General features: G+C 59.0%; 25 protein-coding genes and 2 tRNA genes. 14 read left to right on the top strand and 13 right to left on the bottom strand.

Going from position 1 to position 26486, the window contains the following annotated elements; translation table 11 throughout:
- Positions 1 to 2: 2 nt before the first annotated feature.
- The 5 genes from purF to A4E33_RS06290 all read left to right on the top strand — a co-directional run bounded on the left by purF (position 3) and on the right by A4E33_RS06290 (position 5819).
- Positions 3 to 1424, top strand: a complete 1422-nt coding sequence (gene purF, locus A4E33_RS06310; RefSeq protein ID WP_292346839.1) for an amidophosphoribosyltransferase — start codon at positions 3 to 5, stop codon at positions 1422 to 1424.
- 90 nt (positions 1425 to 1514) lie between these two features.
- On the top strand, positions 1515 to 2294 hold the full coding sequence (locus A4E33_RS06305; protein WP_292346838.1) for a response regulator: 780 nt from the start codon (positions 1515 to 1517) through the stop codon (positions 2292 to 2294).
- 31 nt (positions 2295 to 2325) lie between these two features.
- Entirely contained in the window at positions 2326 to 3003 is a 678-nt protein-coding gene (locus A4E33_RS06300) for a trans-aconitate 2-methyltransferase (protein WP_292346837.1), read from the top strand.
- Between the two features lie 111 nt (positions 3004 to 3114).
- Positions 3115 to 3912 (top strand): tetratricopeptide repeat protein, encoded by a 798-nt coding sequence (locus tag A4E33_RS06295; protein WP_292346836.1) that lies wholly within the window; start codon positions 3115 to 3117, stop codon positions 3910 to 3912.
- 197 nt (positions 3913 to 4109) lie between these two features.
- Positions 4110 to 5819 (top strand): histidine kinase N-terminal 7TM domain-containing protein, encoded by a 1710-nt coding sequence (locus A4E33_RS06290; protein ID WP_292346835.1) that lies wholly within the window; start codon positions 4110 to 4112, stop codon positions 5817 to 5819.
- A gap of 122 nt (positions 5820 to 5941) precedes the next feature.
- Here the strand turns inward: A4E33_RS06290 and A4E33_RS06285 are convergent.
- Positions 5942 to 6016: transfer RNA gene (locus A4E33_RS06285), tRNA-Met, on the bottom strand.
- A gap of 117 nt (positions 6017 to 6133) precedes the next feature.
- Here A4E33_RS06285 and trxA point away from each other — a divergent pair.
- Both trxA and A4E33_RS06275 read left to right on the top strand, forming a co-directional pair.
- Complete coding sequence (gene trxA, locus A4E33_RS06280; RefSeq protein WP_292346834.1) at positions 6134 to 6538, top strand: thioredoxin; 405 nt, start codon at positions 6134 to 6136, stop codon at positions 6536 to 6538.
- Between the two features lie 92 nt (positions 6539 to 6630).
- The gene (locus A4E33_RS06275) at positions 6631 to 7266 is read left to right on the top strand and encodes a small multi-drug export protein (RefSeq protein ID WP_292346833.1); all 636 of its coding nucleotides are present in this window, start codon (positions 6631 to 6633) and stop codon (positions 7264 to 7266) included.
- Positions 7267 to 7346: 80 nt separating this feature from the next.
- Here the strand turns inward: A4E33_RS06275 and A4E33_RS06270 are convergent, their stop codons facing one another.
- The 3 genes from A4E33_RS06270 to A4E33_RS14730 form a co-directional block, all read right to left on the bottom strand.
- The gene (locus A4E33_RS06270; RefSeq protein ID WP_292346832.1) at positions 7347 to 9161 is read right to left on the bottom strand and encodes a KUP/HAK/KT family potassium transporter; all 1815 of its coding nucleotides are present in this window, start codon (positions 9159 to 9161) and stop codon (positions 7347 to 7349) included.
- 187 nt (positions 9162 to 9348) lie between these two features.
- Positions 9349 to 10917, bottom strand: a complete 1569-nt coding sequence (locus A4E33_RS06265; protein ID WP_292346831.1) for a sodium:solute symporter — start codon at positions 10915 to 10917, stop codon at positions 9349 to 9351.
- Positions 10907 to 11032, bottom strand: coding sequence for a symporter small accessory protein (locus A4E33_RS14730; RefSeq protein WP_363053967.1), 126 nt, complete (start codon positions 11030 to 11032; stop codon positions 10907 to 10909). Before A4E33_RS14730 ends, A4E33_RS06265 begins: the two co-directional genes overlap by 11 nt.
- A gap of 291 nt (positions 11033 to 11323) precedes the next feature.
- On the opposite strand from A4E33_RS14730, the gene A4E33_RS06260 reads away from it, so the two are divergent.
- The 3 genes from A4E33_RS06260 (at position 11324) to A4E33_RS06250 (ending at position 14205) form a co-directional block, all read left to right on the top strand.
- Complete coding sequence (locus A4E33_RS06260) at positions 11324 to 13471, top strand: DEAD/DEAH box helicase (protein WP_292346830.1); 2148 nt, start codon at positions 11324 to 11326, stop codon at positions 13469 to 13471.
- Between the two features lie 71 nt (positions 13472 to 13542).
- Positions 13543 to 13983: a cupredoxin domain-containing protein gene (locus A4E33_RS06255; RefSeq protein ID WP_292346829.1), complete on the top strand. Its 441-nt coding sequence runs from the start codon at positions 13543 to 13545 to the stop codon at positions 13981 to 13983.
- A gap of 3 nt (positions 13984 to 13986) precedes the next feature.
- Positions 13987 to 14205: a hypothetical protein gene (locus tag A4E33_RS06250; protein ID WP_292346828.1), complete on the top strand. Its 219-nt coding sequence runs from the start codon at positions 13987 to 13989 to the stop codon at positions 14203 to 14205.
- A gap of 61 nt (positions 14206 to 14266) precedes the next feature.
- Here A4E33_RS06250 and A4E33_RS06245 read toward each other — a convergent pair whose 3' ends face one another.
- The 6 genes from A4E33_RS06245 to A4E33_RS06220 form a co-directional block, all read right to left on the bottom strand.
- Positions 14267 to 14473 carry a hypothetical protein gene (locus tag A4E33_RS06245; RefSeq protein ID WP_292346827.1) on the bottom strand — a complete coding sequence of 69 codons (207 nt, stop codon included), beginning with the start codon at positions 14471 to 14473 and terminating at the stop codon, positions 14267 to 14269.
- 270 nt (positions 14474 to 14743) lie between these two features.
- Positions 14744 to 14828: transfer RNA gene (locus A4E33_RS06240), tRNA-Ser, on the bottom strand.
- Between the two features lie 161 nt (positions 14829 to 14989).
- On the bottom strand, positions 14990 to 16588 hold the full coding sequence (gene thsA, locus A4E33_RS06235; RefSeq protein WP_292346826.1) for a thermosome subunit alpha: 1599 nt from the start codon (positions 16586 to 16588) through the stop codon (positions 14990 to 14992).
- A gap of 81 nt (positions 16589 to 16669) precedes the next feature.
- On the bottom strand, positions 16670 to 17272 hold the full coding sequence (locus tag A4E33_RS06230; protein ID WP_292346825.1) for an orotate phosphoribosyltransferase-like protein: 603 nt from the start codon (positions 17270 to 17272) through the stop codon (positions 16670 to 16672).
- Positions 17273 to 17293: 21 nt separating this feature from the next.
- Complete coding sequence (locus A4E33_RS06225) at positions 17294 to 17749, bottom strand: NOB1 family endonuclease (RefSeq protein WP_292346824.1); 456 nt, start codon at positions 17747 to 17749, stop codon at positions 17294 to 17296.
- A 50-nt stretch (positions 17750 to 17799) separates the two neighbouring features.
- Positions 17800 to 18648: a ribose-phosphate diphosphokinase gene (locus tag A4E33_RS06220; protein ID WP_292346823.1), complete on the bottom strand. Its 849-nt coding sequence runs from the start codon at positions 18646 to 18648 to the stop codon at positions 17800 to 17802.
- Between the two features lie 237 nt (positions 18649 to 18885).
- Between A4E33_RS06220 and lonB the strand changes: the two genes are divergently transcribed.
- Genes lonB through A4E33_RS06200 form a run of 4 tightly spaced genes read left to right on the top strand, consistent with a single transcriptional unit; the run spans position 18886 to position 23741 of the window.
- Positions 18886 to 20856 carry an ATP-dependent protease LonB gene (gene lonB / locus A4E33_RS06215; RefSeq protein WP_292346822.1) on the top strand — a complete coding sequence of 657 codons (1971 nt, stop codon included), beginning with the start codon at positions 18886 to 18888 and terminating at the stop codon, positions 20854 to 20856.
- 5 nt (positions 20857 to 20861) lie between these two features.
- Positions 20862 to 22193 (top strand): TldD/PmbA family protein, encoded by a 1332-nt coding sequence (locus tag A4E33_RS06210; protein WP_292346821.1) that lies wholly within the window; start codon positions 20862 to 20864, stop codon positions 22191 to 22193.
- Positions 22180 to 23466 carry a TldD/PmbA family protein gene (locus tag A4E33_RS06205; RefSeq protein WP_292346820.1) on the top strand — a complete coding sequence of 429 codons (1287 nt, stop codon included), beginning with the start codon at positions 22180 to 22182 and terminating at the stop codon, positions 23464 to 23466. Before A4E33_RS06210 ends, A4E33_RS06205 begins: the two co-directional genes overlap by 14 nt.
- Positions 23467 to 23477: 11 nt before the next feature.
- Positions 23478 to 23741, top strand: a complete 264-nt coding sequence (locus A4E33_RS06200) for a pro-sigmaK processing inhibitor BofA family protein (protein ID WP_292346819.1) — start codon at positions 23478 to 23480, stop codon at positions 23739 to 23741.
- A gap of 497 nt (positions 23742 to 24238) precedes the next feature.
- Here the strand turns inward: A4E33_RS06200 and A4E33_RS06195 are convergent, their stop codons facing one another.
- The 3 genes from A4E33_RS06195 to A4E33_RS06185 all read right to left on the bottom strand — a co-directional run bounded on the left by A4E33_RS06195 (position 24239) and on the right by A4E33_RS06185 (position 26317).
- Entirely contained in the window at positions 24239 to 24670 is a 432-nt protein-coding gene (locus tag A4E33_RS06195; protein ID WP_292346818.1) for a hypothetical protein, read from the bottom strand.
- Positions 24671 to 24815: 145 nt separating this feature from the next.
- Positions 24816 to 25517, bottom strand: coding sequence for a KaiC domain-containing protein (locus tag A4E33_RS06190; protein ID WP_292346817.1), 702 nt, complete (start codon positions 25515 to 25517; stop codon positions 24816 to 24818).
- Entirely contained in the window at positions 25514 to 26317 is an 804-nt protein-coding gene (locus tag A4E33_RS06185; RefSeq protein WP_292346816.1) for an ATPase domain-containing protein, read from the bottom strand. The genes A4E33_RS06190 and A4E33_RS06185 overlap by 4 nt, the downstream gene beginning before the upstream one ends.
- Positions 26318 to 26486 lie beyond the last annotated feature (169 nt).

Genomic DNA, 26486 nt, shown 5'->3' with positions numbered 1-26486 from the left:
CCATGTGTGGAATCGTTGGCATCGTGGATGCTGGCGGTGTATCAATACAACTCTATTACGCCCTGTACGCTCTCCAGCACCGTGGCCAGGAGAGCGCGGGAATCTCTGTTTTTGACGGTGCAAACCTTCACAAGTTCAAGGGCAACGGCCTCGTTGCCGATGTCTTCACCCCCCCTGTTCTTGCCGACCTGAAAGGCAATGCCGGCATCGGGCACGTGCGGTACCCGACCACCGGCGCAAACCTTCCCGAGAACATCCAGCCGCTGAACTTCCAGTTCCAGGAGCACTTCATCTCCATTGCCCACAACGGGAACCTGGTCAATACCTGCACGCTCCGGTCCGAGTTCGAGCAGGCCGGCCAGATCTTCACGACAACGACCGACACCGAGATCATCGCCAAGATCCTGATGGACGAGATCAGCAGGTCCGGTATCGTCGAGGACGCCGTGCAGGTCTGCATGAAGAAGCTGCAGGGCTCCTATTCGGTCGTGATGATGATCGACGGCGTCATCTATGCCTTCCGCGACCCGCTGGGGATCAAGCCGTTCGTGATCGGGAAGATCGAGAGCGGGTACATGGTGGCCTCGGAGAGCGTTGCGATCGATGCCCTCGGGGGAAAGCTCATCCGCGACGTGAAGCCCGGGGAACTTGTCCGGATCGGCTGCGACGGCATCCGCTGTATGCAGGTGGCCGTTGCCGGCCGGCGTGCGCACTGCATCTTCGAGTACGTGTACTTCGCCCGGGCGGACTCGGTCATCGACGGGGTGCTGGTGTATGATGTGCGCCGGAAGGTGGGAAAGAAGCTCCACGAGGAGGCGCCCGTGAAGGCAGACTCTGTCGGGGCCCTGCCGGACTCGGGGATCGCGTACGCGATCGGGTACGCGGAGCAGTCGAAAACCCCGTACGTCGAGTCCCTGATGAAGAACCGGTACATGGGCCGGACCTTCATCATGCCCACCCAGAAGGAGCGGGAGAAGGCGGTCCGGATCAAGCTCAACCCGATCCCGGCCCACCTGCAGGACAAGTCCGTGGTGCTGGTGGACGACAGCATTGTCCGGGGCACGACATCCAAGCGGATCATCGGCATCGTACGGGATGCCGGCGCCCGGGAGATTCACATGCGCATCGGCTCCCCGGCCATCAAGGCTCCCTGTTACCTCGGCGTCGATTTCCCGACGCGTGAGGAGCTCATCGCGGCGGAGCGGGACGAGGAGGAGGTCAGGAAGAGCATCACGGCAACCACCCTCCACCACATCTCGATCGATGCCCTCGTGGAGGCCATCGGGTTTCCCCGCGACGATCTCTGCACCGGCTGCCTCACGAGCTGCTACCCGCTCCCGATCGATGGCGAGAAGGCCAAGCCCTGCCGGGTCGACTTCGTGGACACAACGGTTCAGGCCAAGCTCGGGAGCTTTGAGGCGTAGTGTTTTTACAAAACCAGTGGTTTTCCTGATCACAAGGCATATCCGATCCTGCGATCCATCCCTCGTTACACCCTGCAGGCTCCGGAATTTATGCCCCCGTCCCCCCGCATCCTGATCGCTGACAACGACGCTGTCATCACGCACCTTCTCTCCACGATGCTCCAGAAGAAGGGATACACGATCGCCGGCATCGTGGGGACCGGCGGGGATGCGCTGGAGAAATGCGCCACGCTCGCCCCTGATCTCGTGATCCTTGACGCCGGGATTGCCGGCCCCATGGACGGCGTGGACGCAGCGTATTATCTCTTCGGGCTCTTCCATGTCCCGGTCGTTCTTGTTGCCGGAAAGACCGATGAGGCGAGGCTCGACCGGCTGAAACTGGCGTATCCGGCCGGCGTCCTCTTTAAACCGTTCACCGCGGCCGAGGTCACGACGGTCATGGACATCGCGCTGTTTGCGCACGCCGACCGTGCCGCGACCCTGCCGGCCCTGCCTCTTGGCGATTCCCGGAAGATGATGGACAATCCCTCGGAAGCGGTCATCGTTCTCGACAGGAAAGGCCGGATCATCCTCCTGAACACCTTTGCCGCCTGGTTCGTAGACATCCCTGCACCGGAAGCACGCATGAGATACTGGCGGGACGTGATGATGTTCGTCAATGACGGGACCAGTGAAGAGCTTCCGGATCCTGTCGCGGATGTTATCCGCCGGCAGTCCGCAACAATTTATGACTCCGGCACGGCCGTAGTGACCCGGACCTCAAAACGCCGTAAGGTCCTCGCCACCATCCGCCCGCTCCGTGACGGCCGCGACCGGTTTCTTGCAGTGCTGGTCTCGCTGCGCGAGGACGTGAAGAAAGTGTATATGTGACTCCGACGCCCAAATTCCCGGACAGGTTCGTATGGAGCATATCAGGCAGGCGTTCAACAGATTCGCACAGGACTACGATTCGCAGCGGGAGTACGTCATCCCGCAGATGCGGGAATACTACGGGGCCGCGGTCTGGGCTATGGAGACCAGCGAACCAGAGCCCGCAATCCTCGATGTCGGCGCGGGCACCGGCCTGCTCAGCGCGTATCTCCTCTCGAAGTTCCCCGATGCCCGGCTCACCCTGATGGACATCTCGGAGAACATGCTGGACCAGGCACGCAAGCGGTTCGCCGCCCGGCCGGGGACGGAGTACGTTGTCTGCGATTACAGCCGGGCGGAACTTGGGGGGCCGTACGCTATTGTCTGCTCCGCCCTCTCCATCCACCACCTTGCACCGGAGGACAAGCGCGAGCTCTTCCACCGGATCCATACCGCCCTGAAACCCGGCGGGATGTTCGTCAACGCTGACCAGGCCCTCGGGGAAACACCGTTCTTCACGCAGCGGTATCTCGATTACTGGAACGAGTACCTTAAAAGCGGCCCGATGACGGAAGCCCAGCACGCTGAGATCCTGAAACGGCGCGACACCCTGGACCGGAACGAGAAGTTGTCGGACCAGCTCGCCTGGTTAACAGAGGCCGGGTTTGCGGATGTGGATGTTGTGTACCGGAACCGGACGTTCATCGTCACCGTAGCACGGAAAGACTGAATCCCGCCCGGCCTCCCCTTTTTTCATAACCCGGATGAACAAGAAACAGGTGCAGAAACAAATACAACAGGTGTAAATACCACGAATGAACAAATCCCCATCAGGAACGCCATGAAAATTCTCCTGATCCCCCTTCTCTGCGTGTTTCTCTGCCTCCCCGTCACGGCGCTGATTGCCGAGCCGCTGACCTCCGGCATATCTTCGGTGAACGCATCCCTGGATAATCCGCCCTTCGCTGCTTCCGTGTACATCGCCGATGCGCAGGCTGCGGTCAGTGAAAGGAACTGGACGCGGGCCCTGCTCCTCACGACACGGGGGCTTGCGTTCTATCCCGATGAGCCGGAGCTGTACTGCCTGCAGGGATACACGCTGCGGAAACTCGGCCAGTACCGGAAAGCCGTGGACGCGGTTTCGGAAGGGATCAGGCGCGATCCCCGGCCGGTCCGGTATGCAAACCGGGGATATGCATACCTTGCGCTCGGCAATTATTCCGCAGCCCTCGCGGATGCGGAGAGCGGCATCGCACTCAACGCGAGTTACCCGACAGTATACGGGGTGAAGGCGCTGGCCCTGCAGGGAATGGGCAGGAACACCGATGCCGGCGCAACCATCGGCACGGCACTCGCCCTTGACCCGGAGAGCGCCCATTACTGGCACGTGAAAGGCCGGATCCTTGCCGCGTCGGGGAACTGCACCGGCGCTCGGAAAGCTTTTGAAACGTCGCTTGCCCTCGATCCCGGGTACGACCTGCCCTGGCCCGCCTTTACCGGTGCCGGCGAAAACCTCGGGGCACTCGACAAAACCTGCGGCCCGGCAACTCAGCCAACGCATCCCGCCACGCTGCCGGGCAGCATTCCTGCCGCTGCCATCCTCGCTGCCGCAGCACTTGTCCTGTCTGGGCGACGGTGACAAAGGCTTTCCCGCAACCGCACAAGCGAAGGGAACTGCCGGGCCGGGCGGAAAAATCAATCGTTTTATTATGACGATGAACAGATTCTGAGAGGAAAAATGGAACGTCTCGTTCCCTGCTCAGGGAATCCTGATGGGAACCACCCGATCCCGATCTCATCGGGCTGCAGCGGATGAGATCCCGCAACCGAGCCTCTATGGACATCACTGCAATCCTGGTATTTTTCTGCCTCGCATCCGCCGTCATTACGTACAGTCTCGGCCTGTGTGTCTTTGCAAAGAACCCCGGCTCCCTCCTTCACCGGCTCTTTCTCCTTGCCATGCTCGCGGCATCGTGGTGGGCGGCAGGCGAGTTCATGATCTGGCAGTCTGCGGGCTATGAAGCAGTCAGGTTCTGGCTGAAAGCGAGCGCAATCTGGCCGCTGGCCATCGTGCTCATGGCCCATTTCATCCTCGCGTTCACCGCGCACCCCCTAGCCAAGCGGCATAACCTGAAATACCTGCTGCCTCTCCTCTACGGACCGGCAGTCATCGTTGCCCTGACCGGGATCTTCACGGACCTGCTGTACACGGTCGTCCCGTCTGCCGGGGGAGGGTTCATCTACGTGCCGGTCACGGGCAGCCCGGCATACCTCACGGAATCGTTCCTGTTTGTCATCCTGATTGTCTTCTCGCTCAGTATCTGCATCAGCGCATGGCTGAAACAGCCGCCGGGCCGGGTCCGGCAGCAGAACTTCCTGCTCAGCATCGGGACGGTCATCGTCATCATCTCCGGCACGATCTCAGCCTTTTTCCTCCCCCTCGCCGGCATCCATATCCCCAATACGGTCTTTTGCGGGATCGTCTGCTTCTCGATTATCATTGCGTACGCGATTATCCGCCAGGGGCTCTTCACACTGACGCCGGAGTCAGCAGCGGCAAACATCCTGCGTATCATGCCCGACGGCCTGCTCATCGCGGACCGGGACGGCAGGATCGTGACAGCCAATGCCTCAGCAGAGGCCCTGTTCCGGAGGGAGAACAGCGACCTTACCGGACAACCGGTTGAGTCCGTCCTGCCGCGGGAATGTACCGATGCCATACAGCAGGCCTTCCGGGAGAGCGGCACGTTCTCAGACCTCGAGGCGATCCTCGCGGTTCCCGGGTACCGGGTCGTCAGCATTGCCGGGGCCCGGATCACCGATCCCGGCGGAGAACCGGCCGGAACTGTCCTGATCATCCACGACATTACCAGCAGGAAGAAATCGGAACGTGCCCTCCGTCTTGCAAAGGATAAGGTCTCGCTCCTCTCCCAGCTGACCCGGCACGACATCACCAACCTTGTCACGGCCCTCAACGGGTACATCCTCCTCCTGTCCGAGAAGATAACCGATCCCGTCCCGTCGAAATATATCGCAGCCAGTTCGGAAATCCTGGAGAAGATCGACCAGCACCTCCAGTTCTCCCGGGAGTACGAGAAGATCGGGCAGCATGAACCCGTCTGGCAGTCACTTGAGGAGACGGTTGTCCGTGCAAAGGCCGACCTTCCCGTTTCCCTGGCAGCGTTTGAGATCAGTCTCCCGCCGATCGAGATCTATGCTGACCCGCTCACCGTGAAGGTCGTGTACAACCTGCTCGAGAACGCATTGCGCCACGGCGGACCGGATCTCACCCGGGTCCGGGTGACTACTGTCGAAGGGGACGGCGGCGAGCTGGTCATTCTGTTCGAAGACAACGGAACGGGCATCCCTGCCGATGAGAAGGAGCTCATCTTCACGCACGGGTTCGGGAAGAACACCGGCCTTGGCCTGACGCTCTCGCGCGAGATCCTTGCAGTCACTGACATCCGCCTCATCGAAACCGGTATCCCGGGGAAGGGAGCCCGGTTCGAGATGCACGTCCCCCGGCAGTCGTGGAAACGGGGCTGAATTGGTATCGATCACGGTACGAGTGCAACAGAACGCGGATGGATACGGGGAAAAACACGGTACAGGTCCTGCTGAGGATACACAATACCTGAAGGAGACACAACAACTGCAGAACAATCCAGTAGCGAGGGATGGATTTGAACCATCGATCTACGGGTTATGAGCCCGTCGGGATATCCTGACTACCCTACCTCGCTGCGTATAATCAGGGTAATAGTATAGTGGGGGAGCGCTGATATACTTTACTCAGTTACCCCCGGATAGCTCTCCTGTGCCGTTACGATTAAATGAGATTGACCGGAATACTCATCAGCATGGATGATGAGCTTGCCCGGATACGGGAGAAGCGCAGGCAGGAGCTCGTGGACACGATGAAAAAGGGCGGAAAAGCAGGCAGCGTATCGGATATCAGCGAGGAACATTTCCCGCAGTTTATCAGCAGCAACCCCTTCGCGGTCGTCGATTTCTGGGCGGAATGGTGCGGGCCGTGCCGGCGGGTTGCACCGGTCATGGACGAACTCGCAAAGGAGTTTGCCGGCAAAGTGGCGTTCGGCAAGTGCAATACCGACGAGAACCGCCACATTGCCATGGAGTTCAACATCTCGGCAATCCCGGCAATCATGCTCTTCAAAAACGGGCAGCTGGCCGACCGGATCATCGGGGCATACCCCAAGGATGCCATCCGGGAAAAGATTGTCCGGCGGTTCGGGCTGGAATAACCGGTCACCGCTCGTTTTTGTGGTTTCCGCATACCCGGGATGCAGCTTCCCGGAACCGGGGGCGGATGAACAGTCAGGATTCTAGGGATTGTATGACGGCAAAAGAACTTCAGGGAACAATCCGATCAGCATACCATCGCCTTCCCTACCGGGCTGTTGCGCTCCTCGCCCCCGCCATCCTTACTGCAATCCACATCGCGGTCCTGGCCGCAACGCTCCCCGGGAAAGACTTTACCGCTATGATCGGGCTCATGGTGGCGTACCTTCTGCCGCCGGCAGGCAAGGAAACGGTTATTCCGCTCGGGATTGCTCTGGGGATTCCGTGGTGGTACATGGCCCTCTCCATAACGCTGATTGATATCGAGACCGGCCTTTTCATGGCGCTGAACTTTGATCTGGCCTACCGGCTCCCGCTGCTGGGCCCGGTCCTTTCAGACCTGACGGAGAAGACCCGCGGGTTCCTTGCATCGCACCGGTGGCTCGCCGGGCTGTGGTTCTTTGCCGTTGTCCTGATGGTTGGCGTCCCGTTCTTCGGGAGCGGGGGTGTGAGGGGCTCCATCGCCGGAAAGCTGCTGGGGATGAGCACCGTCCTGACATTCCTTGCCATTGTTGCCGGTGCCCTCATGGGGTGCTTTGCCATTGCGCTTGGATCCGATGCAATCCTGTCCTTCCTGTGCGCCAACGGCACGCTCCCGGCTGGGATCGGCAGCCTTGTCTGTAAGGGATAGACAGGAACGCCTCGCACTGTCGCGGGTTTTTCAGTGAAAAGCCTGAGTTAAGTACTGGATAAAACGGTGCGTTCCGGGGATCACATCACGACCCGCATCACGACCCCGTGCATCTTTTCCGGCGGCAGGGTGTAAAACTGGACGAAGGGGGGAGAGACCTTCTTGATAATGCTGTAGATCTTCCAGAACGGTTTGTCGGAGACGATGTTCTCGATCCCGTAAAAAATGGTCTTTTCGTCGATCCCGTGGCTTTCGAGAAGCGAGACGATATCGATTACTTCCATGTAGCCGGCCGTGATTGTGAAGAGCTGAAGTCCCTCGGCAAGGCCGGTATCCAGGGTGGTCTCGACGCCGAACGGCTTTTCGGTAATCTGGATGCGGACAAGGACGTTTCTCTCGTAGATGATCTCGTTCTGGAAGAAGACCTGGCCGATGTAGGGAGAGAGGTTCCCGACATCGCCGACGAAATACAGCGCGGTCCCCCGGATTTTGTTCAGCGTTGCGTAACTCTCACGGTACCGCGGGATGAATTCATCGAGCGGGATAGGCCTGACGAGCTCGTGGAGCCGGTCCTGCCCGCGGATGAAGGCAATTGTCAGGATGAGCGGGATGGCGGCCAGGATGAACGAGAAATAGGCACCGTGCGGGATCTTCAGCAGCGTTGCAAGGAAGAAGAAGAAGTCGAGCACGATCAGGAGGGCTGCGCAGGCCATCTTGAAAGGCTCCTTTTTCAAAAAGAAGATGACGGTCATCATGATGGCCGAGATCATCATGGATCCCGAGACGGCAAGCCCGTACGCGGAAGCAAGTTTCTCGGACGACCCGAACTCGAACATGACCACGAGGATCGCGAGCAGGAGCATCCAGTTGACGGCATCGATGTAGATCTGCGATCGGAGCTCGGCGGAGGTGTACTCGACCTTCAGTTTGGGGAAGATCCGGGTTGTCATCCCCTGGTACACGATGGAGAACATCCCCGAGATCATTGCCTGCGACGCGATGACGGTCGCGCAGATGCTCAGGAGGAGGAAGGGGATGTAGAGGGCGGGGCTGATGTGGTGGATCATCGCAAAGAGGACATTGTGAGTGTTGTCCGTCATGAGAACGAAGGCGCCCTGCCCGAGGTAGCTGAGGACGAGGGCGGGGAAGACGATGACCCAGCCTTTGATGATCGGCTCCCGGCCGAGGTGCCCCATGTCGGCGTACAGCGCCTCCCCCCCGGTGACGCAGAGGATCACGGCGGACAGAACGACGAGGGATGCCCAGCCGTTCTGCAGGATGAACTGGATGGCAAAGGCCGGGTTCAGCGCGAAGAGGACCTGCGGGGCGCTGATGATGGAGATGATTCCGGTCACGGTCAGCGTCAGAAACCAGATCGCCATGACCGGTCCGAACGCCCACGCCACCCGGTCGCTCCCGCGCCTCTGGATGAGAAAGAGGCCGATGGCAATGGCAGCCGCGATGATGAGAAGGGTGAACCCGTTCGTTTCCTCGAATCCCGGGATGAGCACGATGCCCTCGACCGCCGAGAGAATACTGATGGCCGGGGTGATTACGCCGTCGCCGATGAAGAGCGCGATCCCGACCAGGGCGAGCACCGAGATAAACGACATGGCGATCCCGGGCTTTACGAGCGTGTCAAGGATCCGCTGCAGGACAATGGTACCGCCCTCTCCCTTGTCGGAGAGGGACATGGCGAGCCAGATGTACTGGAACGTGATGATGACAAGAAGCGTCCACGTGACGAGCGAGAGAAGGCCGAAGATGTTCTCGGCAGTGGGGAGCATGAAGAGCAGGACCGCACCCATCGTGTAGATCGGGCTGGTGCCGATATCCCCGAAGACCAGGCCGAGGGACTTGATGATCTTCGATACCGGGCTGCCCGAATCGTTCATTCATAACTGTTTGCCGCCATTCACGCGTAAAGGTTTTGATTTGTCGAGGGTCGGAGACCCGGGACAGAATCGAACAAGCCATCAGACTTGTGAGATGAGAAGACCTTCAGGTCTCTGAAGAATCCGAAGGGTTCTTCAACGTGCGGGATATTCCGAAATCTGAATGAGGGATCGATAAAAAAAGAGTTCAGGCCGTGGCCTCCGCCACCGGCTGGTCCGCACTGCACTGCAGCTGGAGGAAGCCCATGACGACAAACGAGACCGGGAGGGCGATGACGATCGGGTCGATCGCGGTCCACGGCGAGCCGAGCAGTGTGGGTGTGCCGAAGATGGCCTGGCAGAGCCCGAGCGGTTTTGCCTCCGCAGCATGAACAAACGCGGTCCAGGCAAACCAGACAACGGCGCCAGAAACCATGCTCGAAAGCGCAGCCCGCGTCGAAGGTACCTTCGCATAGATCCCGATCGCAAAGGCGGGAAGGAATGCGCAGGCGCACAGGCCCATGAACATCGCGGTTGCCCGGGCGATGATACTTACCGGCAGGAGGAAAGCGAGGATGGTCGACACAACCATCATCACCACGATACCGGCCTGGTGCGCCCGCAGGGAGAGCGCACACTCCCTCCCCCTCCCCCAGATGTCGCAGACGAGCGCTGTTCCCATGGCATGGTAGAGGGCAGAGAGCGTTGACATTGCTGCCGAGAGGAGCGTCAGCATGAAGATGACCACGAAGATGTCCGGCATTGCCTGGTTGATGAAGAGCGGCATGATAGCGTCGACGTTCCCTCCCGCGGCATCGATGGCGATCTTCCCGGAGGTCTGGTAGAACCAGACATTGGAGAGTGCGCCGACCGTGAAGGCAACGCCGGTCATCATCAGGATGAACGGCCCGCCCACGAGCACCGCACGGTTCAGCGACTTGTTGTCTTTAGCCGTCATGAACCGCACCACGAGCTGCGGCTGGGCAAGGACACCGATGCCGACACCGAGGACGAGGGTCGTGACGACCGTGAACCAGATGGGGGATCCCAGCTCGGGCATCACGGTCCAGCCGGACATTCCCTGCGCGGCAAGGGTTTTCGGGACAAGGCCTGCCATGATGGTGAGCGTGGCGGAGCCCGCGGAGAAGCCCCCGACCGCGACCAGCGTGAACGCGAGCAGCACGGTCATCCCGATCAGCATGATCGTTCCCTGGAACGCATCGGTGTACATGACCGCGATAAGCCCGCCGAAGACCACGTACACAGCCGTAATGACGGCAAAGACAAGGAGGGAGGTCGTATAATCGATCCCGAGTGTGGGTTCGATGAACCGCGCCCCTCCGATCAGGATCGCTGCCGTGTAGAGCGGCATGGAGATGACAATGATGAACCCTGCGATGTACTGGAGGAGGGGGGATTTGTAGAGCTTGCACATGAGGTCCGGGAACGTGACTGCCGAGAGGCGGTGCCCGATCTCCCGTGTTTTCTTCCCGAAGACGATGAACGCGAGGAGGATGCCGGCGCCGATGTTCAGCACCGTGAGCCAGATGAGCCCCATGCCGAGGTTGGCCGCCTGCCCGCCAAAGCCGATGATGGCGGAGGTGGAGATGAATGTGGCGCCGTACGAGAGGGCGATGATGACCGGGTGGCTGCAGCGTCCTGCAACAAGATAGTCCTCGCTGCTCTTTGTCTGCCGGTAGCCGATGTACCCGATGGCAAGGGTTGCCGCCAGGTAGATGAGGACGAGAACGGTCATGGTCAGGGTATCAACTGCCATTGCTGTCGTCCTCCTCGTTCCAGTGCAGCCAGCCGTATACGATACACGCAAGGGCTAAGCCGATGGCCAGCCCATAGCCGATCACTATCTGCGGATCAGGGATTCCAAGGATCATATGAAGACCTCTGGTAAACTCTTCCATGCGACAGTACAGGGGGACCAGTGAGAGAAGGTCCCCTATCTAAAGAAGAATGCGAAGCACGGGCTCTGTGAAGAAACGGACGTGAAGACCCGGTGCGACCTCATTGTTTACCGGATCATTCTATTCCGTCCGCGGTATTTAACGGTTGTGAATTTTTCCGGTTTTTACACCTGTACTTTGCTAACATGTCGCATGGCCGTCAGCCACAAAAAAGCCGGAAAAAGACCTTATCGCTTCAGGCACAATCCTCTTTCCGGATTACCCGTGTCGTCCGTTTTTCCCACCCTGCACGAATCCCTCCAGCAGATCCTTGCCCATCGGCTTGACTGGAAGGAACTCCGGCAGGTTCAGGAAGAGGCATACCGTGCGGTCAGCAAAGGAGGCGATGCCCTTATCCTCGCCCCCACGGCCGGGGGGAAGTCCGAGGCCGCACTCATCCCGGTGATGGATGACGTACTGCGGCATGGCAGGCCGGGAATTGCGTGCCTCTATATTTCGCCGTTAAAGGCTCTCATCAACGACCAGGAGGAGCGGTTCCGGGCCTTCTGCACTCCAGTCGCCCTCACCGTGGCGAAGTGGCACGGCGACGTTGCGAGGAGTGAACGCACGTGGGAGGACGGGGAACCGCCCCATTTCCTGATGATCACCCCGGAATCGCTCGAGGTCCTCCTGCAGGAGAGGACGCCCGCACCCGACCTCCGGCAGGTGCGGTTCATCATCATCGATGAACTCCACGCGTTCGTGGAGTCCGAACGGGGCGTGCACCTCAGGGTTCTGCTCCATCGCATGGACCAGGTGGCAGGAAGGAAGATCCAGCGGATCGGCCTCTCTGCAACCGCCGGCAATCCCCGCGAGATCCTGCAGTGGCTCTCGGACGGGAGGCACGACGCGGAACTGGTCAGTGTCCCCTCACCGCCGCAGGAGAAGCAGTTCCTGTTCATTGTCGAGCCGGAGGAGTCCCGCAGGATCGATGCGCTTGTCCGGATCGTGAGCGGCAAAAAAGCGCTTGTCTTTACCGGGAGCCGGAGCCGGGCCGAGCAGCTGGTGAACGCGTGCACCGGGAGGATCCGGAACCTCCACATCCATCACTCGTCAGTCTCTCCCGCGGCCCGAAAACGGGCTGAGGAGGCATTCGGTTCGCCGGAAGGAGCCTGCATCATCTGTACCAGCACGCTGGAACTGGGCATCGATATCGGCGACCTCGACGTGGTTGTGCAGGCCGGGCCGCCGGACACCGTCTCCTCGTTCCTCCAGCGCATGGGCCGGAGCGGGCGGCGGGGGAAGGCAGCGTTCGTTGCCTGGATTCTGAAGGACAACAACGAACTGCTCTGGAGCATTGCGATCATCGAATGCGCCATGCAGAAGCGCGTCGAGAACCTCCGGCCCCTGAAGATGCCCCTGAATGTCCTCCTGCAGCAGCTCTTCCTCTTCCTCCTCAACCACCCGCGGACGACCCGGCGGGAGCTGGTATCGTTCGCCCGTGCCGTGCCGGTCTTCCGGGAGATCGATCCCCGGGACATAGACCGGATCCTGGACCATCTCATTACCAGTGATTACCTGGCAACTGACGGCGGGATGATCATGACGGGGCCCGGGGCCGAGCGGCAGTTCGGCCGCTCGAACTGGAAGGACCTGTACTCGGTGATCAGCGGCGGGGGCGAGTACCGGGCGGTCACACCCGACGGGGAGGTCGTGGGGATGCTCGATGCGCAGTTCATCAACAGCAAGGACGGGGGGGAGGTCTCGCTCGGGGGACGCAGCTGGACTCTGGTCAAAAGCGACGAGGGGTATAATATCGTTGTTGTGGTTCCCGGCGGCACGGGATCGTCACGGGTCTTCTGGACCGGCGGGAGCGAAGAGGGCTTCTCCCCGCTGGTGTGCCATGGGCTCCAGGAACTGGCGGCACGGAAAACCACCACGCTCCCGATTGGCCGGCACGAACAGGAACTGCTCACGCAGGCACTAGCGCAGTTCCCGGAGGGCATCGGGCCGGAGGGCCTGTTTGTTACCGAACCCAAAGGTTCCAAACCAGGGACTGTCATGGTATTTTCAATGAACGGGTGCGGATTCAACCGGGTCCTTGCAATCCTCCTCCGTCACCATCTGGGAAAAAAAGTGCAGGTCCGGTTCGATGATCTCCGCCTTATCGTAACCCGGGCGGGGAAAGACGGGTCCGGCGAACGTGTTATCGGGACGATCCGGGATCTCCAGACACTTGGTAATAAGGATCTCGAACCGGTACTGCCTCTTCTGCCTGCAGATGGGTGGAAGTTTGCATCGGCTCTTCCGGAACCGCTGTTCCGGAAGATGGTGATCTCCGACCATTACCATGGAGAGGATTTCCTCGGGACGCTCAGGTCGCTGACAGTCTCCTTCCTGCACCAGCCGGAGCAGGACAGGCAGGCCCCGTGAGAAGGGACAGGAACGTCAGCATCGCGGGTATCACCACCATCTTCTTATACGGACAACTCTGACCGGCATGTATGAGAACTGCCCCGGTTTTCATCATCGTTGTATTCCTTGGCGTTTTTGCCTGCGGGTGCCTGGATTCGCCCCCGGCACAAACCACGCCCCCCCCGACAACGCCAACAATCATAACTCCCACGCAGGAGATACTCCCGACGCTGCCGCTGTCCCTCGCGACCCCGACCCGCACGACTTCCGTTTCGGATAACACCATTACGATTGCAAAGAACACCTTCAGGCCCGCCAATATGACGGTTCCTGTCCATTCGACCGTACGATGGGTGAATGCCGATGACCGCCCGCACCGGATCGAATTCGAGGACAAGTCGTTCACGACCTCCACGTTCCTTCTCGGTTCCAGCCAGTCGGCGAGCCAGCGGTTCGACCGTGCCGGATCGTTCAATTATTCCTGCATGATCCACCCGGAGATGCGGGGAATCATCACGGTGGAGGGATGAGCCATGCTCCAGGATGTCACGTACTATCTTATCTTCGGAAAACCCCTGATCCTGTACCTCGGGGTCCTTACCCTCCTGTCGCTTCTTGTGACAGCCTCGATCCCTCTCATGAATAAGAAGGGGATCCGGATCGTCCCGTTCCGGTGGCACCCGGTCTGTGCAGGAATAACCATCCTGCTCGCACTCATCCACGGGATCCTCGGGATCCTTGCCTATCTCTGATCCGGATAAGCTGCGGAAGGCATTACGGAAACGGGAGTGTTCGACACGAGAACAGCAGGGCTCATAAACCCATCATGCGCAGCATTGCCCCGACAAGGATGCCGAACATGGACGTTGAGGCGGAGAGCATTGCAAGGAGGATGTACCCGGCGATTGCACCGATCTTGAGCGGCATGTCGGTCCGGTTGAGGTTGGACCTCCGTACTGCACGGAATGATCTGGCCTCGCCCGATATTGCCGGTTTGTTCTGTTTTATCCTTGCCATCATATCCGGTTATTCCTCTGCCAATATATTAGTGTCACTTCGTCCGGTAATTCTGTTGTGCAACCATATACTAAGAACATGCACTATTTATTTTTTATGAGTTTTAAACCGGTTGATAATCCTCTCTTTTGTGATTATTTCCACAAAATTCGGCTATAATACTGATATTTTCCCGCAATCCCCGCACCATGCGCTGGAAGTACACCGGCAGATACGGATTTCCGGGATCCCCGTCCCGGTTCCCGGAGTATCCTGCAACGATAAGAATAAAAACGCCGAGGAGGAGATTTGAACTCCCGAGGCGCTGGGCGCCAGCAGCTTTCGAGGCTGCCGCCTTTCCGGACTAGACTACCTCGGCACTATGCCTTTTTGTATTTTTCATCGCTTGCTCTAATAGTTATCTGACCTGCCCCTGCTGTCGCACGGCCGGAGGAACCCCTGGTGCAGCCGGACGGGTATACATCGGTGCGGGGACTCTGAAGAATCCGGAACGGGGAAGGGAAAAAAGTATCCGGGGATTTACATCCCGGGAGCGGCGCTGCCTTTCTTGGCCTGCTGGGTAATCATCATGTCATCGACGCGGATGAGCATGACCGAGGTCTCGGATGCGCTCTGGATGGACTGGCGCTTGGACCGGAGCGGCTCGATGACGCCCTCGGCAAGCATATCAGTGACCTTGCCCTCGTACACGTTCAGCCCGGCATTCTTCTTGCCCTTTGCATGGGCGTTCTTGAGCTCGACGATCTTGTCGATCGGGTTGAACCCGGAGTTCTCGGCAAGGGCCAGCGGAATGGACTCGAATGCCGCTGCGTATCCCTCGAGCGCAATCTGGACGCGTCCTCCGACGGTCTGGGCATAGTCCCGGATCTTCATGAGGAGTTCGGTCTCCACAGCACCGCCGCCGACAACGTACGTGCCGTCTTCCATGGCATCCATGACCACGCGGGTCCCGTCGACAACGGCCCGCTCGAGCTCCTCGAGCAGGAAGTCGCTGGTACCGCGGAGGAGGATGGTGGTAGTCTTGGGGTTCTTACACCCGGAGATCCGGGTCACGTTGCCCTCGGTGTCTTCTTCGACGAGATCGGCCGTGCCGAGGTCTTTTGCAGTCAGTGACTCCGGCTTGGTGATGATGTTTGCATTCAGGGCCCGGGCTGCATACTTCATGTCCTTCTCCGGGACGTCTTCGATAGCAAGGACACCGGCCTTGGCAAGGTAGAACTGGGCGATGTCCGAGATGCCCTTCTGGCAGAGGAGGACGTTTGCGCCGCTGGCAACGATTGCGTCGGCAAGTTTCCTTAAGGTCTCGCGCTCCTGGTCGCCAAAGGCATTGACCTGCTCGGCAGTGGTGATCTTGATCTTTGCCTTCACCTGCGTCTTGGTGATCTCGAGAGGCATGGAGATGAGGGCGACTTTTGCCTTCTGCACCTTCTTGGGCATCTGCTCGCTGACCTTGACCTTGTCGATAACAACGCCACGGATCAGCTCGGCATCGTCGATGGATTCGCCCTTCTGCTTCTTGATCATGACGTCGTCTTCATCAACGGTCAGCTTCCCGTTAGCCTTCTCGGCAACAATCATAACGGCGTCGACGATAATGCCGTCGAGCTTGTCCTTGACCTGCTCGATCGACTTGCCGGTGATGGCCGTGTCGGCGATCTTCATGAGAGTCTTGCGGTCGGACGGGTCGACTTTAAGGGAGAGGCTGTCCACGATCTCCAGTGCCTTGTCCATGCCCATCAGGTATCCCTGGGCAATGACGGTCGGGTGGATGCCCTGCTCGAGCATCTGTTCCGCCTGCTCCATCAGTGCGCCGACAAGGACGACTGCGGTGGTGGTCCCGTCGCCGACCTCATCGTCCTGGGTCCGGGCGACCTCGACGACCATCTTCGCGCCCGGGTGCTGGACGCCGATCTCGCTCAAAATTGTCGCGCCGTCGTTGGTGATGACAATATCCCCGGTCGAACCCACGAGCATCTTGTCCATACCCCGGGGGCCGAGCGTTGAGCGGACAGCACCTGCAATCGCTTTTGCTGCCATAATATTCGAGCGCTGGGCTTCCCGCCCGTAATTACGCTCCACATTTTCTTTTAAAATGATAATCGGCTGTTGGGACTGCATACTTGATCCTCCGATGTTGTAAAAGGTGGAATTGAACTTCTATATAAAAGATGCGGGTCTTGTGCCGGAAAAAAAGGGAGATCAGTCAATCCGGGATATTTTAAAGAGGGAGAAGACCGGGACGCCGTCCACGTCCCTGATGCCGCGCTTGTCGAAGATGACCCAGATCGCAACCGGGACTGCATTGTGCTTCTTGAGATACTTGACCACTTCACGCATGGTGTTGCCGGAGGTGATGGTGTCATCGACAATGATGCACCGCTGGCCACCGACCGCCGCGAAGTTGCCACTGACCGATCCGGTCGGCTTCTCGCTCGGGTTCTGCTTTGCCGGGTGGTAGATCGCCAGCTGGGCAGCCTCCTGGACGGCGATGATGGTAGCAAGTGGTATCCCCGAGAGGGCGATACCGACAATGACATCCGCTGACGGGGATTCGGCATCCCCGCGGGAGAGGTAGTACCGCGAGAGCAGCATCTGGGCGGTCTCCTCGAGGAGAGGCCCCTGGCTCGAGACCGCGGTCCAGTCGATGTGGACATCTTTTGGCGCTGCAGAGCCCTTGGCCTGGGTGAGGAGCCAGGTAACGGTTTCCATGGACAGGGACAGTTCATCTGCAATCTGACCCGGGCTGTGCCCATCGGCAAGCAGGAGTTTTGCCCGGCCGATCAGATCGTCAAGGGAAGACATGCAGAAAAGGTTCGCCGCCCGCTATTTAAGTTTTCTTTTGATGGCGGCACCGCAGACCGGGCACTCCCCGTCATGGTCCGCATACCTTCCGCAGCCACTGCACCGGTACTTCCAGTGAACCCTGCGGGCTTTGCGCTGGAGGATCGGGACCGTTTTCACCCCGAGAACATGGGCAATGTTCTGGATCGCGAAATCGTCCGTGTGCAGTTCGGCGCCGAGATCGAGCGCCAGGGCGAGCAGATCCCGGTCCGTGCCGGAGATCACCGGGAGATCCCTCGTCTTTTCTGCAGCAGCAGTCACACGACCGATACTCTCATCCGCGGGGGGTTGCACCTTCAGGCCCCTTGCCAGCCATTTCTCAAAATTCCCTTTTGCCCGGATATCCTTCAGCTCTTCAACAACGGACGGGACGGTGAACAGGGCCCCCTCGGCGGGAAAATCACCGAAAAAGAAACCGGTGTCAAGTACGGCGTTCATAGGGTCGACCCGGGCCCGGATCGGGAATAGGCGGACATGCATACCCTCTGTCAGCGCTGCCTGACAGCACGGGCGATTTCCTCAGCCGCAGAGATCCTGCTGCAGCTCCGCTCTATGGTATCGCTGCAGACAACATCCCGGATCCCGGTTGCCATAAGGCGGGCGTACGCGCCACCGGTGAAGACGCCATGGACACAGGCAGCATAAACATCTTTTGCGCCCTGCTGGTAGAGCATGCCGGCAGCGGTTGCTATCGTTCCCCCGGTGGAGATGATATCGTCGACGATCACAACGGATCGGGATTTTGCGGACAGCTGCCTTGGTGCCATCTTCACCTCAACCCCGCTCAGGCGTGTCTTTTCCAGGTGGTCGCACTCCCACCCCCCGGTGGATGCCACGTTCTCTGCAAAATGCATTGCCCCCTCGTCCGGTGCGAGAATGAGTGGTTTTTTAAGGCCGAGGGTTTTGATATAGGAACCGATACCGGCAGCGAGGGAGAGGTTCTGCGCCGGCACGGTAAACGACTTCAGGACCTCCTTCTCGTGGATATTGACGGTTGTGACATCGGAAACACCCGTGCTGAGAGCCTTTGCAACCACCCGCGAACTGATCGGTTCGCCCGGCCTGAAGCGCTTGTCCTGGCGGGCATATGCCATATAGGGCAGGACAAGGTGGTTTGTCGAGCGGTCGCATGCATCGGCCAGGAGCATCAGCTGGACGAGCGAATCGTTGTCGACAACGCTCCCGACAATCACCATCTCGTCGTCGGTCTCGCCGGTCACGAGGTAATGTTCTCCGTCAGGGAACCGGGAATATCCGACACTGACAACCGTGGTCTTCAGCGCCCGGGCAATGTGCGTGGCAAGGACCTGGGATTTCTCCGTGCAGATGACTTTCATGATATCATTCCTGAGAGGCCCGGAAGACCGGGGATTGTTTAGCAGTGGATCATTATGCAGCGCAGGGTATTGTAGTTTTTCCGTTTTACCCACGGATGCTCTCCGATCGGAAAAACCACGGAAAATCCACGAGGGATCATGATTTCCTGCCGTCAATGGGGATCAGCTGAAAGTACTTAAACCAGCATGATACATTTACTATCACAACCTTCAGGTTCAAGAGAGGTTACTCCGGGAATGGAAAGAGCAGAACAGGTATTGCCGCAGACGGAGGAGACGAGCACGGAGGGGGCAGTCCCCGTCCAGGCAGATCCGGCTGTGATCGCGTCGTCATCACAGATAGAGGTACCGCCAAAACTCATCGACCAGGTCATCGGCCAGGAGCATGCGGTCGAGGTCATCAGGAAGGCAGCAATCCAGCGCCGGCACGTCATGATGATCGGCAGCCCCGGTACTGGCAAGTCCATGCTCGCAAAGGCCATGGCCGAGCTTCTCCCCAAGGAGGAGCTGCAGGACATCCTCGTGTACCCGAACTCGGATGACAACAACAACCCGGTGATCCGGACCGTGGCAGCCGGCAGGGGCAAGCAGATCGTAAGCGCCCACAAGGTCGAGGCAAAGAAGAAGATCCAGTTCCGGAACACCCTCCTTATGCTCCTTTTGCTGGGCATCGCGGGATACTCGATCATCACGATGCAGCTCCTGATGGGGCTTATCGCGGGTGCGTTCGTGTTCATGGCCCTGCGGTACAGCACGCCCCGTGAGGAAGCAATGGTCCCCAAGCTGCTGGTCTCCAACGATACCAAGAGCATCGCGCCATTCATCGACGGGACCGGATCCCATGCCGGGGCCCTCCTGGGCGATGTCCGGCACGACCCGTTCCAGAGCGGGGGCCTCGAAACCCCCTCGCACGACCGCGTCGAAGCCGGGGCGATCCACCGGGCGAATGGCGGGGTTCTCTTCATCGACGAGATCAACACCCTCGACCCGCACTCCCAGCAGAACCTCCTCACCGCACTGCAGGAGGGAGAGTTCCCCATCACCGGCCAGAGCGAGCGGTCGAGCGGTGCAATGGTCAGGACGGAACCGGTCCCCTGTAAATTCGTGATGATCGCTGCCGGCAACCTCGATGCCATCCAGGGCATGCATCCCGCCCTCCGGTCGCGTATCCGCGGGTACGGGTACGAGGTGTACATGTCCGAGAGCATGGAGGACACGGACGAGAACCGGCAGAAGTACATCCGCTTCATCGCCCAGGAGGTCAAGAACGACGGGAAGATTCCGCACTTCGACCAGACGGCCATCGACGAGATCCTCCGCGAGGCCCGCCGGCGCTCGAACCGCAAGGGGCACCTGACCCTCAAGCTGCGCGACATGGGCGGCCTCATCCGCGTTGCCGGGGATATCGCACGGGAAGAAAAAGCGCCGATCACCACGGCCGCCCACGTCATCGCTGCAAAGAAGACTGCCCGGTCCATCGAAGACCAGGTCTCCGCTGAGATGACCCAGCACCTCCGGGAGTACGAAATGACCGTTGTCGACGGGACCCGCCTCGGCCGGGTGAACGGCCTTGCCGTGACGGGCAACGATGCCGGTTCAGTCCTGCCGATCATGGCTGAGGTCACCCCGGCCCAGGGGGAGAGCGGCCAGATCATTGCCACCGGCATCTCCGGGCGGCGGCAGGAGCCGTGGCTGAAAGACGAGGAATCGATCGCCCAGCAGTCCATCAAGAACGTATCCGCGCTCATCAAGAAGTTCACCGGCAAGGACATCAAGAACATGGATGTGCACATCCAGTTCATCGGCACCTATGGTGCAGAAGGGGACTCGGCATCGATCACCATCGCCACCGCGGTCATCAGCGCCATCGAGAGCATCCCGGTCCGGCAGGACATCGCGATGACCGGCTCCCTCTCCGTCCGGGGAGATGTCCTCCCGATCGGGGGGGTTACCTACAAGATCGAGGCAGCCGCGAAGGCGGGGATCAAGACGGTCCTCATCCCCCGGATGAATGTCGGCGATGTCCTGATTGAGGAGCGGTACAAGCCCCTCGTGAGCATCGTTCCCGTGGACACGATCGATGATGTCCTCAAGTATGCCCTCGTCCCGGAGAACTCGGAGAGTTTCCTTTCCAAGCTCAAGAAGATGGCAATGCGATCAACGGCGATCATCCCCGACGTCACGGCATCGAGCCGGCCGATGGCCTGAACGAAATGGCTGGCGTGAACTATTACGACCTGCGGCACGTCACCGGCCAGGTGACCCACATCGATATCGATAACGGCGTTGTCGAATCGGCCGGAACTTCGTTTTTCAACAAGGCAGTGCTCCGGGTCCTTGACAGGACCGGCTGGGGGATCCTCCAGATCGATAACTACACACCCTGTACCGGCAGGAAGTTCGATGAACTGATCGTGTCTGCACAGAAACTGGCGCGTATCACCGAACAGCCCGTAGAGCTGGGCGAGGTGCCCCATGGAATCCTGCCCGTTCCTCCCATGAAGGAAGATCCCCGTACTGTTAGTATCGAGGAAAAGTCATCGCTGCTTGCCGGTATCGAAGACGCAGCCCGGCACCCGCTGGTTACGAACCGCCGGGCGAATTATATTGAACGGATAGAACAGGTCCGGTTTGAGGACAGCTCCGGCAGCGAATACCGGTATGAGATCTGCCGGTCCGGTTTCAACGTGCTTGCCGTTGCTTCCCGGAACGGGAATGTCCAGATGGGATACGAACGGGAGCACACCATCCATGGCTTCGATCTCCGTCACCGGCAGGAGTCCGGGAAAAAGGCAGCCGATACCGCGGTTGCCCTGCTCGATGCAGGTGCCGTGAAGGGCGGAAAGATGCGTGCAGTCCTCGATCCCGAGCTTGCGGGCGTTTTTGCCCACGAAGCGGTCGGTCATGCCAGCGAAGGAGACCTCATCCAGGAGGGCAACTCCGTCCTGAAAGGAAGGACCGGGGAAAAGATAGGCGGGGAGATCCTGACCATCGTCGATGACCCCTCCCTCCACGAGTTCGGGTTTTGTCCGGTGGATGCGGAAGGGACTGCTGTTGTACGGACCGAGATCATCAGCCGGGGCGTTATCAGCGCGTTCCTCCACTGCCGCGAGTCGCTGGCAGCAGTCGGCAACGGTATTGCCGGCCATGCCCGTGCCATGCCAGGGGAACCCCCGCTGGTGCGGATGAGCAACACGTTCATCGAGAACGGGGATGCCACGAGGGAAGAGATCTTTTCAGAGTGCAGGAACGGGATCTTCCTTGCAGGATCCCGCGGAGGTCAGGTCGACCCGGGACGGGGGATATTCCAGTTCAACGCGGAGTACGGATATCTGGTGGAGAACGGAGAATGCACGAAGATGATTCGTGACGTCTCGCTCTCCGGGGAAATCCTGTCGACACTCCACTCGATAACCCTGTGCGGCAACGACCGGAAGATGAGCCCGGGATATTGCGGAAAAGGAGGCCAGAGCGTGCCGGTCAGCGACGGTGCACCGCATGTCCTTCTTCTCGATGCGGTGGTGGGTGGCCATGGCGTGGATTGACGACCTGATCCGGGAAGGGGAAAAATCGGTCGACGAAGTCGAGGTCTTTTACGTTGAAGGTACTTCCGTCTCCGCCGACCTCAAACAGAAAAAAGTGAACCTTGCCACAACCTCCCGCGACTGCGGCCTCGGCATCCGCACGATCCACAAAGGGAGGATCGGGTCGTCGAGCACGAACGACCCGGCCCGCTGGAGGGATTGCCTTGCAGCTGCCGTTGCAAGCGGGCACCTCGCTACGCCGCAGGCATGGAACGGCCTGCCGGAACCGGCCCCGCTTCCTGCATCACCGCTCTCGTTCGATCCCTCGCTCGTATGCGATCCGGCGATCTGCCGCGACCTCCTTGCACAGATGCTCGAAGGGGCGTCCGGGCACACCGCTGAGGTGACAGCGGGTTCTGCCGCACTCTCGGTCTCGACCGCAACGCTGGCAAACAGCCACGGGATCCGGTACGGAGGGCAGTATTCCGGGGCATCGCTCTCCCTCGAGGCGATCGAACGGCAGTCAACCGGCTACGAGTTCGACCACGTTTGTTTCATGGAGGACCTGAACCCGCACCGTGTCGGGGAGCAGGCAGCATTCTTTGCCAGCAGGTCCGCAGACGGGAAGGATATCCCGACCGGCGATTATCCCGTTGTGCTCTCCCCGATTGCATACGCAGAACTGCTGGGAAATGTCCTTGTCCCGGCCCTGAACGGACGCAGCGTGCACTCGGGCCGGTCGCGGCTCGCACCCCTGGTCGGCCAGACAATTGCCGATCCCCGTATCTGCATGTATGACGATCCCCTGCGCCCCCGGGCGGCCGGCAGCACATGGTGGGATGCCGAGGGAACGCCGACAAGGCGGACGGATTTTATCCGCGACGGCGTCCTTCTCGGCTTTGCGTACGATCTCAAGACAGCATACCGCTACGGGAAGGAGAGCACCGGGTCTGCTGTCCGGGGCGGTTTCGGCGGGCTGCCGGCCATCGGCCACCACAATTTCATTGTCGACGGGGAGCGCGATGACATCCTCGATGAACGGATCGTGTATGTCCATAATGTTGTCGGTGCCCATACAGCCAACCCGATGAGCGGCGACTTCTCCGTTGAACTGTCGAATGCCTTCTGGATGGAAGATGGAAAATTTGAAGAGCCCATACGGAGTGCCATGATGTCCGGCAATGTCTTCGATATGCACAAGGAGATCGCCGGCCTGAGCAGGGAGTCCCGGGCCGTCGGATCCCTCATCCTGCCGTCGGTAAAATTAAATAAGCAGCATATCATTGGTAAATAAAAGGAGAGAAGATGAGTTCGGTCCTTGTCGCAATCCTGCTCGTCATCGCCATTGTCGCCGTTGTCTGGTATCTTGTCAAAGAACTCTCGGTGGTCGTGGAGAACGCCATCGTCGGCCTGATCCTCCTCATCGTCATCAATTTCTTCCACATCATGCAGTGGATGGGAAGGCCGGACCTCGGTTATGACCTGCCAACGGTCCTCATCTGCGCCATCGGGGGAGTCCCCGGCGTTTGTATCGTGGTGCTCCTGAATATCCTCGGCGTGACGATCTGAGCCGGATGGCCGGGTTATGAAATACGGTTTGCATCACCTATCATGATCCTGTTCTGATCTGAAGCGCGGATCGTTTTGAAAATTCTGCACGATAGAAAACCTCCAATTCTGACGCTCTTGGGGGCGTCGCCAGGTGGCTCCGTCCCCGCCGCTGCGGCATCCGCGTTAAGATAGCGCCGAATCACCGTACCATAAAAATGAGAGATGATGATTGCAGGTAATGCTGCGGAATCCTAAGCACACCCGCCCCCAACGGGGGCAGGGCTGGCGCAAGGGGGGCGATCTCACAACATGAGAATGATTTCTCAAGAGCAGAAAATCCGGGATCCGATTCTGGTCTGAAAATCGCGGATCGATTTTTCCGGAACGGTTTTTGATCGCGATCGTAATCGCGATTGATATTGAAAAATCGGGATCCGATTTCAAAATAAAAACCAGGGATCGATTTTTTCCTGCAAATCGGGATCCGATTTTCGTACAAAAATCGGATCGCGATTTTAAGCCCCGTCTGTGGAAAGATGTCCGGGCCGGGTTTTCAATCGCGGATCGATTTTTTCCTGCAGATCGGGATCCGTTTTTGATCCGGAAATCGCTGATCGATTTTGATCTGAAAATCGCAGATCGATTTTTCCGGAACGTTTTTTGATTGCGATCGTGATCGAGATTGGAATGAAAAAACCGGGATCCGATTTGAAAATAAAAACCGGGTATCTATATCTAAAAAATGCTCTTGAGAAATCATTGATAAAAAAGAGACGCTCTCGGGGGCTCCGCTGATGCTCTGCCCCCGCCGCTGTGGCAGCCCCCGCTTTGCGATATTCACTCAGAAGGTTTTTGTGAACGCATACGAACAGATGATTATCCGCTATCGCAATGCGCCCCGTCATCGAACGGGGACTGGTGGCGCAAAAGGGGGGCTTCACTTCCAAAGGACAGGATTTCTACAGAGTGCCGAAATAATCAGGGAGCGGTGTTTATACAAAAATCGCTGATCGATTTGAAATGCAGGAACAGCATGGCCGCTCCCGTATACGGGTACCGAAACACCAGAACAAAAAAAGGCAGGGATCGGTTTTAAAACACGTTCGCTTCTGAGTACACCTCGACCTGGTCCTGCTTCAGGTCGTACGGCTTGATCTCGCGGGAATGGGCGGACATCCGCATCTTCACGACCTCCAGCGCAAGGTGGACATCGACGGAGATCTCCGTAGGCCGGACATACCGGAGGAGGATGACGGTATCCGAGAGGTACTCGATGAGACCGTGGCGGCTGGAGAACGGATTGTTGCGGTCTGTCTCCGAAGTGAGCATGATCGTGCAGTTCCTGTCGCGGAGCCCCTCGATGAACCGGTACATCTCCCGCCGGCGTTCCGCGTCGGTAGAGAACAGGTCCTCAAAGAGTGAGATCGGGTCAATCACGACACGATTGGCCTGCTTCTCTTCAATGAGTCTTGGAAGCTCGTTTTTGATCCGGTTGTTGGCGATGTTGAAATCGGTGGGATCGAGCTTGATGATGAACAGGGACTTGTTGATGAACGGTGTCACGTCCCACCCCTTCAGCTTCATGTACGAGATGATCCGCTCCTCCCGTTCCTCGAGACTGATGTAGATGATCCGCTCGTTCTTCTTGAGCCCTTCCCAGACGAATTCAAGGGAGAACGTCGTCTTTCCCGTACCGAACGTTCCGATGATACAGGTGATGCTCCCGGGGATAAGCCCGCCCCCGAGCATATCATCGAGGCCTGGTATACCGACCTTGACCCGCTCCTTACTCATATAATCACCCTGATGTTGCTCACTTCGAAACCGCTGGTCTCGGAGATCCTGACAGCGAATTTCACCAGGTCGCGTTCCTCGAGATGGGGCATCACGCCCCGAAACTTCTCGAAGTACATCACCCGCTGCCGCCGGGCGCCCTGCGTCTCCTCCCACCGGAAGAGGAGAACGGCATCCGCGATGTCGGCAAGTTCCCGTTCACGGGAGGAATCGAGGATGCCGCTCGAGAGAAGCAGGTAGCTGGTGATACCCCGCGTTTTCGATACGCGCTGGAGACCCCGTAAAAAGCCGGAGAGGTTGCTCCATGCATCCTGCTGAGACAACTGCGTTGCAAGGTCCGTCACCGAATCGATGACGATGAGGCTGCCGGGCTGCACCGAGTCGATGACCTTCGAGAGCCTGGTGACCATGCTCTCCTGGCCCGTCCGCTTCTGCAGACGGGTGAAGACATCGCTGTGGCTGTACCACTCGTCCGGGACAACGCTGTGATCGAAATACTGCTCGGAGAGATCCTCAAAGCGGATGGTATCGACCAGCCGCTCGATGTTATCGAGATGGAACGATTGTAATATCTCGTTCCTGATATCCTCCTTCACCCGGGTAATCGTGACATACCAGATCTCTTTCGGGCCCCGGTTTCCCTTCTGCTCCCCGGCCGCGGACGCGTCAAGGCTGTTCACCATGGAACTAAAGACGAACTCGGCATTTCCCGCTCCCAGGTCCCCGAGGAGAAGAATCACGGATCCCGGCGGCACACCCCCGTCGAGAATCGGATCGAGCGATGATATCCCTGTAGGCATACGCTGTTTTACCGCGGCTGGCATCCGGATCCCCCGTACGATAGAATACCCGTATGAGAAACTCTCATGGTCATTCAGATATATCTATCTGATCTTCCCCCCAGATAAAGGAATCAAACAAAGGAATCAGACGTTCCTGCCGAGGGCAGCAGGACTGCCGGAGCGGGGC

It is taken from the genome of Methanoregula sp. PtaB.Bin085, from assembly GCF_002067035.1.
Classification (GTDB): Archaea; Halobacteriota; Methanomicrobia; order Methanomicrobiales; family Methanospirillaceae; genus Methanoregula.
The sequence above is the reverse complement of the archived record's forward strand: the minus strand, read 5'-3'. Positions and strand labels throughout refer to the sequence as shown.